Origin of the sequence: Acinetobacter sp. CE-15 (genome assembly GCF_051059255.1) — a bacterium.
Taxonomy (GTDB): domain Bacteria; phylum Pseudomonadota; class Gammaproteobacteria; order Pseudomonadales; family Moraxellaceae; genus Acinetobacter; species Acinetobacter guillouiae.
On sequence record NZ_CP192737.1, the window covers coordinates 1615955 to 1630803 of the forward strand.

General features: G+C 40.8%; 13 protein-coding genes and 1 riboswitch. Of the genes, 8 read left to right on the forward strand and 5 right to left on the reverse strand.

Annotation, left to right across the window (positions count from 1 at the left end; genetic code table 11):
- Window positions 1-134: 134 nt before the first annotated feature.
- From ACQ7EO_RS07390 to ACQ7EO_RS07425, 8 genes are all read left to right on the forward strand, one after another.
- Window positions 135-1049 carry a LysR family transcriptional regulator gene (locus tag ACQ7EO_RS07390; RefSeq protein WP_004724679.1) on the forward strand — a complete coding sequence of 305 codons (915 nt, stop codon included), beginning with the start codon at window positions 135-137 and terminating at the stop codon, window positions 1047-1049.
- A gap of 481 nt (window positions 1050-1530) precedes the next feature.
- Window positions 1531-1632, forward strand: a riboswitch (guanidine-I (ykkC/yxkD leader).
- Between the two features lie 30 nt (window positions 1633-1662).
- Window positions 1663-2418 carry an urea amidolyase associated protein UAAP1 gene (locus tag ACQ7EO_RS07395; RefSeq protein WP_434279280.1) on the forward strand — a complete coding sequence of 252 codons (756 nt, stop codon included), beginning with the start codon at window positions 1663-1665 and terminating at the stop codon, window positions 2416-2418.
- An 11-nt stretch (window positions 2419-2429) separates the two neighbouring features.
- The gene (locus tag ACQ7EO_RS07400; RefSeq protein ID WP_434279281.1) at window positions 2430-3098 is read left to right on the forward strand and encodes an urea amidolyase associated protein UAAP2; all 669 of its coding nucleotides are present in this window, start codon (window positions 2430-2432) and stop codon (window positions 3096-3098) included.
- Window positions 3099-3100: 2 nt separating this feature from the next.
- Entirely contained in the window at window positions 3101-6706 is a 3606-nt protein-coding gene (gene uca / locus ACQ7EO_RS07405; protein WP_434279282.1) for an urea carboxylase, read from the forward strand.
- Window positions 6707-7037: 331 nt separating this feature from the next.
- Complete coding sequence (locus ACQ7EO_RS07410; protein WP_262086276.1) at window positions 7038-7163, forward strand: hypothetical protein; 126 nt, start codon at window positions 7038-7040, stop codon at window positions 7161-7163.
- A 4-nt stretch (window positions 7164-7167) separates the two neighbouring features.
- Window positions 7168-7602 carry a CopG family ribbon-helix-helix protein gene (locus tag ACQ7EO_RS07415; RefSeq protein ID WP_004822751.1) on the forward strand — a complete coding sequence of 145 codons (435 nt, stop codon included), beginning with the start codon at window positions 7168-7170 and terminating at the stop codon, window positions 7600-7602.
- A 12-nt stretch (window positions 7603-7614) separates the two neighbouring features.
- Window positions 7615-9426 carry an allophanate hydrolase gene (atzF, locus tag ACQ7EO_RS07420; protein ID WP_434279283.1) on the forward strand — a complete coding sequence of 604 codons (1812 nt, stop codon included), beginning with the start codon at window positions 7615-7617 and terminating at the stop codon, window positions 9424-9426.
- Complete coding sequence (locus tag ACQ7EO_RS07425; RefSeq protein WP_434279284.1) at window positions 9423-10445, forward strand: ABC transporter substrate-binding protein; 1023 nt, start codon at window positions 9423-9425, stop codon at window positions 10443-10445. The genes atzF and ACQ7EO_RS07425 overlap by 4 nt, the downstream gene beginning before the upstream one ends.
- A 256-nt stretch (window positions 10446-10701) precedes the next feature.
- Here the strand turns inward: ACQ7EO_RS07425 and ACQ7EO_RS07430 are convergent, their stop codons facing one another.
- The 5 genes from ACQ7EO_RS07430 to ACQ7EO_RS07450 form a co-directional block, all read right to left on the reverse strand.
- A complete protein-coding gene (locus tag ACQ7EO_RS07430) occupies window positions 10702-11031 on the reverse strand; it encodes a DMT family transporter (RefSeq protein WP_004724663.1) in 330 nt (109 codons plus the stop codon).
- A 16-nt stretch (window positions 11032-11047) separates the two neighbouring features.
- Window positions 11048-11935, reverse strand: a complete 888-nt coding sequence (locus ACQ7EO_RS07435) for a hypothetical protein (protein WP_434279285.1) — start codon at window positions 11933-11935, stop codon at window positions 11048-11050.
- Complete coding sequence (locus ACQ7EO_RS07440; protein WP_034611809.1) at window positions 11932-12936, reverse strand: isopenicillin N synthase family dioxygenase; 1005 nt, start codon at window positions 12934-12936, stop codon at window positions 11932-11934. The genes ACQ7EO_RS07435 and ACQ7EO_RS07440 overlap by 4 nt, the downstream gene beginning before the upstream one ends.
- Before the next feature lie 77 nt (window positions 12937-13013).
- Window positions 13014-13895, reverse strand: a complete 882-nt coding sequence (locus tag ACQ7EO_RS07445) for an ABC transporter ATP-binding protein (protein WP_004822741.1) — start codon at window positions 13893-13895, stop codon at window positions 13014-13016.
- Window positions 13895-14839 carry an ABC transporter permease gene (locus ACQ7EO_RS07450; protein ID WP_303577195.1) on the reverse strand — a complete coding sequence of 315 codons (945 nt, stop codon included), beginning with the start codon at window positions 14837-14839 and terminating at the stop codon, window positions 13895-13897. The genes ACQ7EO_RS07445 and ACQ7EO_RS07450 overlap by 1 nt, the downstream gene beginning before the upstream one ends.
- Window positions 14840-14849 lie beyond the last annotated feature (10 nt).

Below are 14849 nucleotides of genomic sequence, written 5' to 3' on the forward strand. Positions count from 1 at the left end.
TGTTTTGCTTATTATTTAAAAATGAATAAAAATAACAAATTTAAAATTTAAGTGAAAATAATTAAACGTAAACGCCATCAATCCGTTATGCTATAGCCAGATCACCTTTAACATATTAATTTGGTAATGACGGAATGTTAGAACTTCGACATCTAAAAACACTTACTGCTTTACGTGAACATGGTTCATTGGTTGCAGCAGCAGGAGATTTGTGTTTAACGCCTTCTGCTTTATCACACCAGCTTCGAGAGTTAGATCAATGGTTTGGTGTCGAAGTGGTGAATCGCCGCTCACGCCCTGTGAGTTTTTCTAATGTTGGTCAACGATTACTGAAACTTGCTGATGATATTTTGCCACAAGTGCAAATTGCCCAGTCTGATATTACCCGTATTGTGCATGGGCAAACGGGACGAATCGTTTTCTCTTCTGAATGCCACAGTTGTTTTGATTGGCTTATGCCATTGCTGAATCAGTATCGTCAGCAATACCCAGATGTAGATTTGGATTTTGCCTCAGGATTTGAAGCCAATCCGCATGAGTTATTACAAACCGGTGAATTTGATCTGTTAATTACAGCAGATCCAATTGCGCTAAAAGGGGTAGAGTATTTTCCAATTTTTGAATATGAATCGCGATTGGTGCTCTCAATCACGCATCCTTTAGCACGAATGAAAGAAATTACGGTGCAAGAGTTGGCGGAAGAAACCTTGGTGACCTATCCAGTGGATAAGCATCGGCTGGATATCATGTCTAGATTATTTATTCCTGCCAATATTCAGCCAAAACATATTCGCACCACAGACTTAACTCAAATGTTGATTCAACTTGTGGCAAGTGGTCATGGTATCGCAGCACTGCCTGATTGGGTGGTCAATGAATATGAGCAAAAGGGCTGGGTGGTTTCTCGCCGTTTAGATTGTGTCGCGCCTGAAGGTTTACGTCGAACCTTATATGCAGGTTATCGTGTAGAAGAAAAAGAAAAAGATTATTTTGATGGCTTTCTCAAGCAATTGGATAAATTCTCGAAAAAAAGAGCAACGTACTACTAAAATGTATTATTAATGAGTCATCGTGTAGCACCTGCTTGCTGAGTACCATGAATCACTTTAACACGCGCTGACTCAGGCTGGTTTTGGCCTGAATGAGCGCGTGTTTTTTATCGGGTGTTTTCGCTATATCCCTGAATTATCTTCTTAAGCAGAATATGAGCAAAAACAAAGCTTGGCTTTGCTTGCAGCGCAAGGTTTGCCATGCCATAAGCCAACCAATCGACGAGCCTAAATATTTTTGCGCCGTGTTGTTTCTATGACAGGTTTCTTTTAGAAAAGGAGTTTATTAGAGATAGCTTTCAATTAGAGATCGTTTTATTTAGAACGGATTTTTATTTGGCGCATCGCCATTTTTTAGCTCATTAATAACTCATTTTTGCTTTCGATGTCCTGAAATGCACTCTTATCGCACAAAATTAGTATTACTAAAGCCTAAAAACGTAATACTCAATTGGCACATCCTTTGCATTAAATAAAATTATAAAAAGTGATCTAGGGTTCCGATACTTGTCTAAAAGAGTATGTCTGGACCGAGAGTTCGCGGTTCGAAAGAACTACACGGAGGGATAAAAGCCCGGGAGGAAGTCAATAAACTATCCGAACAGGAGTGGCTATGCATACGACAAATTATCATGATCAACAGGTCATTTGGTCTGAAAAATTACCCGGTGGACATCACTGGTCAGGTCGCATTCCCAAAGGAAGCGTACTTCAATTTAAAGCTTTATCTGCCGATGCCAATGTCTCTTTATTTTGTGTGAATGCCCATGACAGGCTTGAGCGTTTTAATATGCCAGATAGTTTAAAAGGGCAACATACTGCTTTTTTAACGCAAGGTCATGTGTTGTATTCCGATTTGGGGCGGGTTATGGCCTCAATTATTCATGATGATCATGGCTGGAATGACGCTTTGTGTGGTCCAAGTCGTCCAGAACAAATCCAAGCTACTTTTGGAGTAAAGACATTCCACGATGCCCGAAATCAAATGATTCAAAATGGTCTAGATGGTTTGCTGATTGAAATGAGCAAATATTCACTTGGGCAAATCGACCTCAGCGCAACAGTGAATTTATTTTCAAAAGTGACCCCAGATGATGCGGGTGCATTGTCTTATATTGGCTCAGACAATACTGGGCAAATCATTGAACTGCGTTTTGAAATGGATTGTTTTGTATTCTTATCGGCTGCACCGCATGGTTTAGATCATTCAGCGCAATATGCCCCCGCTGATATAGAAATGGGTCTTTTTACTGCATTGCCCTTAACAGAAAACGATATTTGTCGAGATTCATGTCCGCAAAATCAACGTGCATTTGACAATAACCAGCGTTATTACGCGCTGAGTTCATCTCACAACACACGCATTTAAGGACAATCAGCATGAGCATTTTAACTTCAATCGAAAAACCTATTTTAGATCAAGCCTTGTTAAATGAAGTGTGTCCTGCGGGTGAAGCATGGATGGGTGAAGTAAAAAAAGGCCAATATTTCCGTATAGTTGATTTAGAAGGTAACCAAGCCGTCGATACCTTATTTATTTCAGCAGAAAACCCAGCAGAACGTTATAGCGCAACAGATACTTTGGCCATTAATCAACATGTTTACCTTGAAAAAGGGACAACCTTATACAGTAATTTAGGCCGTGCAATTGCGGTGATTGTCGATGATAACTGCGGTCGTCATGACACCTTAGGAGGTGCCTGTTCATGTGAAAGTAATACGGTTCGCTATGCGCATGACACTTATCCAATGCACAGTTGCCGTAATAATTTTATGTATGCATTAGCCAAGCATCCGATTGCACAAAAACATCAGTTAAACGTTCGGCACATCGGCCCCAATATTAATTTCTTTATGAATGTGCCTGTCAGCTCGGACGGTCATTTAACCTTTGCTGATGGTATTTCTGCCGCTGGAAAATATGTGGAAATTCAAGCAGAGATGGATTTGATCGTACTGATTTCAAATTGCCCGCAATTAAATAACCCATGTAATGGCTATAACCCAACGAAAATTCAATTGCTGATACACAATGGTATGGGAGCATAAATATGTTTAATAAAGTTCTTATTGCCAATCGTGGTGCAATCGCTTGTCGTGTGATTCGTACACTTAAAAAACTTGGTATCGCTTCCGTTGCTGTTTATTCAGAAGCTGATCAGGATTCTTTACATGTGACTTTAGCCGACGAGGCATTTTGTATTGGTGCTGCACCAGCACAACAAAGTTATTTAAATATTGAAAAAATTCTACAAATTGCCAAGCAAACTGGCGCTGAAGCAATCCATCCGGGTTATGGTTTTTTGTCTGAAAACGCGGAGTTTTGTGACCTATGTGAAAATCAGGGTATTGCCTTTATTGGGCCAACTTCAAGCCAAATGCTGGATTTTGGTCTAAAACATACGGCGCGCGAACTGGCGATTAAAAGCCAAGTGCCACTGTTGCCGGGGAGTTCTTTGCTTTCTGGTGAATTAGAAGCAATCACCGAAGCAGCACGTATTGGCTATCCTGTGATGTTAAAAAGTACCGCGGGTGGTGGTGGTATCGGTATGCGTTTGGTTTGGGATGAAGCTGAACTCAAAGACGCTTATCAAACTGTGTCGTATTTGGCCCAAGCCAACTTTAAAGATGCAGGTTTGTACTTAGAAAAATTTGTGCAGCATGCTCGACATATTGAAGTACAAATTTTTGGTGATGGAAAAGGGCAAGTGCTGGCTTTAGGGGAACGCGACTGTTCTGTACAACGTCGTAATCAAAAAGTCATAGAAGAAACGCCGGCACCACATTTAACCGATGAGCAACGTGACTATATTCAAACTGTCGCGATTCAACTCATGCAATCTGTGAATTATCGTTCAGTAGGTACGGTTGAGTTTGTGATGGATACTGAAACTGAGCAGTTCTATTTCTTAGAGGTGAATACCCGTCTGCAAGTTGAGCATGGTGTGACAGAACAAGTCTATGCTGTAGATCTGGTTGAATGGATGGTGACTTTGGCCAGTGGCGATTGGACAGCACCCACTGAAAAATTAGCGTCAAAAGGACATTCGATTCAAGTTCGCTTATATGCGGAAGATCCGATTAAACAATTTCAACCCAGCGCAGGCTTGCTGACCTATGTGCAATTTGATCAAAATGCACGGGTCGAAACATGGGTCGAAACTGGTTCAAATGTATCTTCATTTTATGATCCCATGCTTGCCAAAATCATTGTGACGGCATCAGATCGAGGTGCAGCGATTCAAGCCATGCAATCTAGTCTGGCAGATACACAGATTGCAGGAATTGAAACCAATCTGGAATACCTACAAAATATTATTGCGGGTGAGGTGTTTAATTCAGGGACACAAACCACACGCTTCTTAAATAGCTTTGTGTGGAAAACCCAAAAAATTGAGGTTTTACAATCGGGCATTCAAACCGCAATTCAGGACATTACTGGTCGGTTAGGGTATTGGGATGTGGGTGTACCACCATCCGGTGCAATTGATCCTTTAAGTTTAAATGTCGCCAACCAACTTTTAGGCAATCCATATAATACTTCTGGATTGGAATGTACTTTACAAGGGCCAAGTTTAAAGTTTCATTGTGACAGTCAAATTGTGATTACCGGCGGCGATATGCCATCTAAGCTGGATGGCGTACTGGTTCCAATGTGGCAAACCGTGAATGTTAAAAAAGGTCAGGTGTTAAAGTGTGGAACAATGAGCACTGGATGCCGAAGCTATATTGGGATCAAAGGTGGTTTCCATGTTCCCGAATATTTAGGATCAAAAGCAACCTTTACTCTGGGGCAGTTTGGTGGGCATGCAGGGCGTAATTTATTAATTGGGGATATGCTTGCGATTACTGAATATTCATCTGATCAAAGCAAAAGTTTAGCCGCAGATCAAATCCCTAAATTTGCGCGTCATTGGGAAATTGCAGTGATGTATGGTCCGCATGGCGCACCAGATTTCTTTACCAAAAACGATATTGATAGATTTTTTAGTAACCAGTTTGAGATTCACTATAATTCCAGTCGTACCGGTATTCGTTTAATTGGGCCAAAACCTGAGTGGGCACGTGAAGATGGCGGTGAAGCAGGTCTACATCCATCAAATATTCATGACAATGCTTATGCAATTGGTGCGATTGATTTTACAGGCGACATGCCGATCATCTTAGGGCCTGATGGTCCAAGCTTAGGTGGTTTTGTTTGTCCAGCAGTGGTGATTCATTCTGAACTTTGGAAAATTGGTCAGCTTAAAGCAGGCGATAAAGTTAAATTTATTCCTGTTAGTTATGCGCAAGCAAAAGCCTTGGATCAAACATATCATCAAAGTGTTATTGCTTCTGACACAGATGCGGTGAATTTTAATCCTGTATTCCACGCGGAAAATGACACATTAGAAAATGCTGTTTTAGCTACACGCGTAGCACAAGCAGATTTACCGAGTGTGACTTATCGACCTGCGGGGAATAGCTATTTATTAGTTGAATATGGTGATCTGGTTTTAGACTTAAATCTACGTTTCCGTATTCATGCTTTGATGCAATGGGTAAAAGAGCAGAATATCCACGGAATTATTGATCTCACCCCGGGGATTCGTTCATTACAAATTCATTTTGATTCAATTCAAATTGATCAACTTGAGCTCTTGGAAAAACTTCAACACGCGGAAGCGGAACTGCCTGATATACACAATATGCAAGTACCTTCACGGACCGTGTATTTACCACTGGCATGGGAAGATTCACAAACTCAATTGGCGACTGAGCGCTATACACAAATCGTCCGTCCTGATGCACCGTGGTGCCCTGATAATATCGAGTTTATTCGTCGTATCAATGGCCTAGCATCAAAGCAAGCGGTAAAAGATGTGGTCTATAGTGCCAATTATCTAGTCATGGGATTGGGTGATGTCTATTTAGGCGCACCGGTTGCCACACCACTTGATCCGCGTCAGCGTTTGGTCACAACAAAATATAACCCTGCACGGACTTGGACACCAGAAAATGCTGTTGGTATCGGTGGGGCATATATGTGTGTTTATGGTATGGAAGGTCCCGGGGGCTATCAATTTGTGGGACGTACCACACAAATGTGGAGTCGCTATCGTAAAAATGCCAATTTTGAAACTGGCAAGCCGTGGTTATTACGCTTCTTTGATCAGGTTAAATTTTATGAGGTTTCAGAAGCAGAATTGCTACAGATGCGCGAAGATTTTAAAGCAGGGCGTTTGCAACTGCGTATTGAAGACGGTGTGCTTAATCTGAAAGAATACAATGATTTCCTTGCTGCAAATCAAGACAGTATTCATGCTTTTAAACAGACCCAACAAGCCAACTTTGAAGCAGAGCGCCGTCGTTGGCATGCCGCAGGTTTACAAGAATATGTATCTGAAAGTTTAGATACTGTAGAGGATGGTGAAGCGGTCAGTATTCCCGAAGGTGGTTGTGCAGTTGAATCACATATGCCGGGTTCAATTTGGAAAATCGAATGTGCTTCTGGAGATATTGTTGAAGAAGGTGCAACCCTTGCGGTGATTGAAGCGATGAAAATTGAAATTCCGATTGTTGCACCTGAACGGATGAAGGTAGAAGCCATCACCATTGAAAAAGGCCAGACGGTTAAGACTGGACAGGTATTGTTTACCTTGGCACCTGTAGCCTGATAAAAATCAACACAGGAGCATCAGTGATGATGCTCCTTATCTGTTTCAAACATAGATTTAATTTTTTCTATTTGCTTTACAGCCATAATCCTATCAAGTGTCATAAGTTAGAAAGACTTAGCCGATTAAAATTAAAATAGCAAAGGCTTTACTGTTAAACCTATATAACGCTTCGCGCTATGCTTGTGCATTTAATTTGTTTTTGCCCAAAAATCATCCATAAATACACGCTAAAACCAGCAAAAACGTGGTTAAAAACTGGCACATTTTCTGCATTGTTATATCAGTAATACAAAAACCGAATTTGGTAATACTGAGATGGAGTTGTGCTATGAATCAGGTCAAAACAACAGTTAAAAAAACACATCCGCTTAAAGCATTTTTTGTTGATTTATTCAGTGTACGTGCAGGCGTGTATATCAAACAAAACACTTCTGTCAACAAGCTAAAAGGATAAGTCTGTGGCTAAACAAAAGTTGGCTCGAATCAGCATTACTGTACCTGAAGCAACGCTAAATGCACTCGATCAGAAAATTGTTGATCAGCACTACGAAAGTCGCTCTCAAGCGATTGTTGACATGATCAATAAACACCTGATTGCGGAACAGGCGCAAGCAAATGAAGTCATGGTCGGCACTTTGACCATTCTTTATGATGCAGGACAAATGCCACTTCGAAATCAACTGATTGATTTACAACAACAGTTTTTAACACAAGTGATCAGTTCACTGCATATTCAACTTGATCAACAAAAAATCTTACAAGTCATGCTGATGCAAGGGGCAAGTTCTGAGCTTCGGCATATAAGCCAACAATTTACAGCACTCAAGGGTGTGATCAAAGGGCATCTGGAGCTGATGGATGCTGTGATGCCACCAATTCTGCAAAATGATTAAATCGGGAGTAGAGTGATGCAAGACTTATGGACGATCCAAGACTGGCAAAAGGCATATATCAGTCAGCAAATCAAGATTGAGGGTTTAATCGATTATGTTAAAACCATTCACAATGACGATCATGCTTGGATTGAAATCGCATCTGCCACGCAAATTCAGGCACAAATCGAAGCGTTAAAACAGCAAGATATAGCTGATTTACCTTTATACGGTGTGCCATTTGCTGTTAAAGACAATATTGATGTCGCGGGGTTCCATACCACCGCCGCGTGTAAAGACGTTGAATATTTAGCAGCCACAGATGCAGTGGTGATTGCCAAGTTAAAAAAAGCTGGTGCTGTGGTGATTGGAAAAACTAACCTTGACCAGTTTGCAACGGGATTGGTCGGGGTACGTTCACCTTATGGCGCGGTCAAAAATAGTTTTAATCCAGAATATATCAGCGGTGGTTCAAGCTCTGGTTCATCGGTTGCGGTTGCAAATGGTATGGTGCCATTTAGCTTAGGGACCGATACAGCAGGTTCGGGTCGTGTTCCAGCAGGGCATAACAATATTGTTGGTCTTAAACCGACCAAAGGCTGGTTTTCAACCACAGGCTTAATGCCTGCTTGTAGAACAATTGATGTAATTTCTATCTTTGCTTTGAGCAGTGACGATGCTTGGACGGTTGCCAGTGTTATGCAAGGCTATGATGAAACAGATGAATATTCACGCACTCACCCCGCGAATGTTCCGACTCAGTTTTCTAAAGGGAAAATTGCCATACCCGCACAGCTTGAGTTTTATGGTGATAGCGAAACTGAAAAAGCTTTCGCAATCGCTGTAGAAAGAATTCAATCACTCGGCTATGAAGTTGAAAGCATTGATTTTACGGATTTTAATGCACTTGCCAAAGCACTCTATAACGAGGCTTGGGTTGCTGAACGAACTGTAGCGGTCGAAAAAGTGGTAACACGCGAACAAGCACATCCTGTTATCGCTGAAATCATTGCCCAAGCAGATAGCTTTAGCGCCACCGATGCACTTCAAGCTGAATATAAACGCGCTGTATTGGCTCGAAAAATTAATTTGGCTTTACAAGGCTATGATGCATTGATGGTACCGACCTCACCCACGATTTATTCTATTGCTGATGTTGAAGCTGACCCCATCATAAAGAACTCACTCATGGGGGCTTATACCAACTTTGTCAATTTTGCCGATTTAGCTGCAATAGCATTGCCCAATACAATTCGCTCAGATGGTTTACCCAGTGGAGTGACTTTTATCGCGCCTGCTTGGCACGATCAAGCTTTGGCAAATTTTGCCCAAAAATGGCAAGCACTGATAGCGCTTACATTGGGGAAATCTCAGCAGTATTATAAAAAAACGCTTGAGATTACTTCGAAAAATTCAGTCAAGTTAGCGGTAGTGGGCGCACATTTAACAGCGATGCCACTTAATTTTCAGCTCACTACACGTCAAGGGACTTTATTAAAGAAAGCCTATACCGCAAAAAATTACAAATTATTTGCTTTAAAAAATACCAGTCCAGCAAAACCTGGTCTGCAATCTGATGCAACAGGAACATCTATTGAAGTTGAGGTTTGGGATATTCCATTGGCAAATTTTGGGGCAGTCGTTGCAGAGGTTCCAGCGCCGTTGGGAATCGGTAATGTACAACTTGAAGATGGCAGTTGGGTTAAAGGTTTTATCTGCGAAGGCTATGCAATCAATGACGCTATAGATATCAGTCATTTTGGGGGGTGGCGTGCATATATACAGTCGCTAAATCAAACCAATACACAATTTAAAGGCGAAAAAACAGGGGGCGTTTCTGTATGATCCATAAATCATTATTATCAGTATCACTATTGTCTGCGATGTTGTTCGCTGGTTGTGACAACACAGCAAAAATTCCAGAAGCGAAAGAAGCTACTCAAGCTTCAGCAAATGCGAAAGCAATCACCATCGGTTATAGTGATTGGCCCGGTTTTGTGGCATGGCAGGTTGCGATTGAAAAAGGCTGGTTAAAAGAAGCTGGTCTCAATGTTGAGTTTAAATGGTTTGATTATTCTGCGTCACTCTCAGCCTTTTCAGCCAATCAATTAGATGCCGTATTTGTCACCAATGGCGATAACTTGGTGACGGCGTCAGGTGGTACCCAAGGCATGATGGTTATGGCGACGGACTATTCTGCGGGCAATGATGTGATTATTGCCAAAGATGGGATCAATAGTATTCAGGATTTAAAAGGTAAATCTGTTGGCGTTGAAAAAGGTCTGGTCGATCATTTGCTCCTTGCAACAGCAATGTCAGATCAAAAAATCCCAATCAATGAAATCAAATTGGTCAATTCTGCGACCAATCAATTACCGCAAGTCCTATCCAGCCCCGATGTTTCAGCGATTGCAGTATGGCAACCTGTAGCCAGTCAGGCATTGAAAGCGGTTGCAGGATCAAAAATCATTTATACCTCGAAGGATAAACCCGGTTTAATTTATGACACCTTGACCGTAAATATGAGTCATTTAACTGCACATAAAGATGAATGGAAAAAGATCCTTCAAGTGTGGGACAAAACGGTGAAATACATCAATGATCCTGCGACACATGCAGATGCTGTAAAAATTATGGCAATTCGTTCTGGGGTCGATCCAAAACAATACGAAACGATGGTGAATGGTACCCATTTACTTGATTTGGAAGCCAATCAAAAAGTCTTTAGTAAAGGCAATGGCTTTGATTCGATCTATGGCTCGTCGTATCACGTCAATAAATTTAACGTAGAAAATGGCATCTATAAAACTGAACAAAATGTCGATGGTCTGATTTATCCAACATTGTTACAAGAGTTGAAATAACGTTTTTTTAAAAGAGTCGAATAGTTTGAAAATAGCCTAAGCATGTCTTGGGCTATTTTTTAGCTGCAAAAGTTTTATTTAGAGCATAGAGATTAATCGCAAACTTTAAACAGATTTGAATGCTAGAGCCGCATTAGAAACTAAACAAATTTTAAAATTTTCACTTTAGTAGATTTGATAAAAAATCAGCAAGTTAAGTTTAAATTGAATAACAAGGGCATCACTTCAATCACATTAAAATATAAATATCTATTGATTATATTTCTGTGCTTTTTGAAAAAAGATGAATAATTAAAATTCCAATAATCATAAATACCAAACCGATGATTGCAGCTAAATCTAAGTGTTGTTTGTAGTAAAAGAAGCCGACTAAAGAGACTAAAATAATACCTGCACCCGACCAAAGCGCATAAGTAATACCAACAGGAATCGTTTTCATGGTCAGTGATAAAAAATAAATGGCAACCGCATATCCGATCACGGTGATGATCGATGCAGACAACTGACTAAAACCATCAGATGCTTTCATGGCAGAAGTCGCGATGACTTCTGCCACAATGGCAATGATTAAATATAAAAAAGACATTGCTTGGAAATATTCCTTATAAGGCTATTCTTGCATGATGGAAAAGGTGATTTTCTTCATGTTCAAACCAACTTTGGCTAGCAGTGGAAGTGCCCGTATGTGTAGTAAAACAAAAATCTTCTTGAAATACATCGAGTGTGAAATATAAACGGCAATGTTGACCATCGATAATTTGCTGTTGAACCAGTGTGTTGTGATCAAGCTGTTGGAAATTTTCAAGATCAATCTTGCTTCCAACTTTGTTGGTGATAGTACTAAGATCAATGATCTGTTGATCAAAACTGATCGAAACCTCATAGTCTTGGATAGCTTCTAGACTGATCTGTTGCTGAGAAATAGCATCTGTTAACGTCTCAGCGGATTTAAAAGCCTGTTGTATATCGGGATGTCGAGACTTGGCAAAGGCAATAAAATGATCACAAAGGATCAAGCCGCCATCCGCAGGATAACTGGTATTTAACTCAGTATTTTCAATTTTAAATAAACGTAAGCCAAGATATATGCCACGAGTCGCTTGTTGACGCCAATCCTCAACATAAGCATGGCTGGGTGAAAACTCGAGTATGGCATTGCCAATCGAATACAATTTTGCGGGTTCGGGCCATTGCACATGATTTTGATAATTACTGCTGAGATGCCATGAAAGCAATTGATTTTGAGCATCCCAAAGGGTATCGCCAACCCAACCTTGTCGTTCTAAAACGGGGGTTGATCGAGGGTCTTTTAAGCGTAAATCAATGGTAAATGTCTTGGATTGAAACCAATAGACGAGGGTATTTTCATCGGTTAAACCATTGGCAAAGGTAATGCTCTTACGGCGGAAAGCACCCAATAAGTATTGGGGTAATAAGCAGGTTGAGTCATCCGTTGGTTTAAGTTGTGTACAGAGTTCTAATAAGTTCATTTCGACTCCTCATTTTGGCTTAAACCAAATGAGTAAAGCGGGCGGGCATTTTCAAGTTGAATTTCGCCCCGTGCCACTTTTTCTTTGAGATACTGAAAGGTTTGTGCGGTTTGATTAAAAAGATGTTCACCACCTTTTAAAGGCGCATATTGTGCAGGCTGATCTTTGATTAAAGGCTGAATTACATAGTCATAATCACAAGAGAAGAAAAACGGGAATGAATAGCGTTCTTCAGCCACTTTTTTTACACGATGTTTGGTTGCTAAATATCGGCCATTGGATAAAATTTCCATCATATCGCCAATATTCATGACCAATGTATTTTCAAGTAGGGGGATATCAATCCATTGCCCCGTTTTATCAAGCACTTGTAATCCGGGCGCTGTGGGTAAGAGCAAAGTAAAACATTCATAATCGGTATGCGCACCGATACCTTCTTTATCCTGAATTTCAGGATGGTAAGGATAATGAATCAGGCGAAGTTGGCTGGGAGCTTTGGAAATATGTGCATCAAAATAATGCTCATCTAGACCAAGTGCTAGTGCAAAACTTTGGAAAATTTCATGCCCAACCGCTTTGATATGCTGATAATAGGCAGAGACTTGCTGCTTAAATATCGGGTCATCAGGCCACTGTGTTGGGCCAACCAAGGGGCGACGATCTGCTTGGCTCTGGTGATCATAATTGACATCATAGGCCTCTTTGAGATCATAACTTGTTTCAACAAAGCGTTCTTCACCGATCGGCACATAACCACTATGATTTTCTGATAAGCCAATATAATGCTGCATTTTAATGGCAGTATCTTGGGCAAAGTATTGCTGGGCAGTGTGATAAAGCTTTTGAAATAACTCAGGTTTAAATTGTTCTCCTGTTAAATATAAGAAACCAACATCTTTACATGCCTGATCTAAAGCGTGTGCGACCGTGAGTCGATCTTGAAGCTCAGGGCTGGAGAGTAAAGAAATGTCCACAAGCGGTAAAACATATGTGTTTGACATGAATATCACCAAGGTTGGCCGTCCAACAAAGAATTTAGCGATTTGGGTCGTCCCAAATGCTCTAAAAATCCGTCTGCTTATTGACCTGTACTGACTTGGGTCATACGCGGTATTTTTGGTAAGTCTTGTAGTGATGGATCAAGCTCATCTTCCTGAGCATGGACCAACTGATCCACTCGCGCTCTTAAATGTTGAAAAGCGGGCGTTGTCATAAGATCTAATGAACGCGGGCGCGGTAAATCTACTTCAATAATTTCTTTAATTTCACCAGGATTGGCTTTTAACGCGACAATACGGTCAGCCAATAAGATGGCTTCATCCATATCATGTGTAACAAAAATAATCGTGATATCAATGTTTTGCCATAAATCCATTAAGTGCTTTTGCATCTTCTGGCGGGTATGCGGGTCAAGCGCACCAAAAGGTTCATCCATCAATAAGATTTTTGGTTCATTAACCAAAGCTCGTGCAATAGCAACGCGCTGTTTCATTCCACCTGAAAGTTGATGTGGATATTGGTTTTCGTATTTGTCTAAGCCAATAATATTGATCCATTCCCGTGCATGGGCTTCCGCAGTCATTTGGCTGGCACCTTTCATTCGTGGGCCGAACATGACGTTTTCTTTAACCGTTTTCCAAGGAAATAGGGTATAGCCCTGAAATACCATGCCACGTTCAGGGCTTGGGCCTGTAATAGCTTCGCCATCGACCAAGATCTCACCACTATGGTATGGATCTAAACCTGCAATCACTCGGCTTAAGGTTGATTTTCCGCAACCTGATGGACCGATCACACAAATAAATTCACGCTTATGGATTTTAAGATCCAATTGATTTAAAACGGTTCGTTCAGTTTTACCATGTTTAAATACTTGACTGAGTTGTTTGGCCTCTAAGATGACAGGGCGTGCATAAATTTTTTGAAAATATTCAGCGGAATTAAAAGTTGAGTCATTCATTATTTTGCCCCTGCTTTCCATGCGAACATACGCTCGCCCAATTTCATTAATAACACATCACACACCAGTCCAATCACCCCGATAATCAAGATCGCAGCATAGACATTGTCAAAGTTTTGATAGCGTGCTTGTTGGGTAATAAACCATGTAATACCCGAGGTCGTACCAATCAATTCAGAGACAATCAAATAGGTCCACGCCCAACCCAACAAGACACGTAAATCACGGTAAATATCTGGAAAAGCCGCAGGAATTACTACATTGAATAGGCTTTTAAGCTTATTGGTTCCAAGGGTATAGCCGGCTTCAATTAAGCCTTTATCGACCATACGGGTTGTATTGGCAATAATTAGGATTTGTTGAAATAGCGTTCCAATTACAATAATCGCAATCTTAGGTGCATCATTGATTCCGAGAATGGCAACAGCAAGCGCACCGAATGCAGGTGCAGGTAAATAACGGAAAAATTCAACAAAAGGTTCTGTAAGTAGCGATATTTTTTGTGAGAAACCACAGAGGATCCCCAGCGGAATACCAAAAATTGAAGAGATTAAAAAAGCGGAAAAAACGATTTTAATACTGTGCCATAAGCTTTGATGAAACCATGGTGTATCTGGTTGTTCTGGCGGTGTGGTAAATGCAGTGACCAAGGCTTTAGCCACTTCATGTGGTGCAGGTAAGTAAATGGGATTAACTAAAATACCTTGTGGTGGTGCAGAATGGTGATCGACCGCATTTTGTGCCTCACTATAGAACACACTTTTTTCTACACGGCTGCCAACTTGAAAATACGAGACACTACCAGAATTTGTAATTTGCACTTGAGGGTGCCAAATAAAAGGTAAATAACTGACCGCACACCAGAGCAAAATAGGGATCAGAAAAGAACACAAGCTCAGTAATAGCTTGTTCTTTTGACCAATTTCCTTTGCGACATAACCCATATTTACCGCC

Excerpts from the sequence above, each read along its gene's own strand:
- ACQ7EO_RS07390 (WP_004724679.1), top strand. The coding sequence starts at position 135 with ATGTTAGAACTTCGACATCTAAAAACACTTACTGCTTTACGTGAACAT.
- ACQ7EO_RS07395 (WP_434279280.1), top strand. The coding sequence starts at position 1,663 with ATGCATACGACAAATTATCATGATCAACAGGTCATTTGGTCTGAAAAA.
- ACQ7EO_RS07400 (WP_434279281.1), top strand. The coding sequence starts at position 2,430 with ATGAGCATTTTAACTTCAATCGAAAAACCTATTTTAGATCAAGCCTTG.
- uca (WP_434279282.1), top strand. The coding sequence starts at position 3,101 with ATGTTTAATAAAGTTCTTATTGCCAATCGTGGTGCAATCGCTTGTCGT.
- ACQ7EO_RS07410 (WP_262086276.1), top strand. The coding sequence starts at position 7,038 with ATGAATCAGGTCAAAACAACAGTTAAAAAAACACATCCGCTTAAAGCA.
- ACQ7EO_RS07425 (WP_434279284.1), top strand. The coding sequence starts at position 9,423 with ATGATCCATAAATCATTATTATCAGTATCACTATTGTCTGCGATGTTG.
- ACQ7EO_RS07430 (WP_004724663.1), bottom strand. The coding sequence starts at position 11,031 with ATGTCTTTTTTATATTTAATCATTGCCATTGTGGCAGAAGTCATCGCG.
- ACQ7EO_RS07435 (WP_434279285.1), bottom strand. The coding sequence starts at position 11,935 with ATGAACTTATTAGAACTCTGTACACAACTTAAACCAACGGATGACTCA.
- ACQ7EO_RS07440 (WP_034611809.1), bottom strand. The coding sequence starts at position 12,936 with ATGTCAAACACATATGTTTTACCGCTTGTGGACATTTCTTTACTCTCC.
- ACQ7EO_RS07445 (WP_004822741.1), bottom strand. The coding sequence starts at position 13,895 with ATGAATGACTCAACTTTTAATTCCGCTGAATATTTTCAAAAAATTTAT.
- ACQ7EO_RS07450 (WP_303577195.1), bottom strand. The coding sequence starts at position 14,839 with ATGGGTTATGTCGCAAAGGAAATTGGTCAAAAGAACAAGCTATTACTG.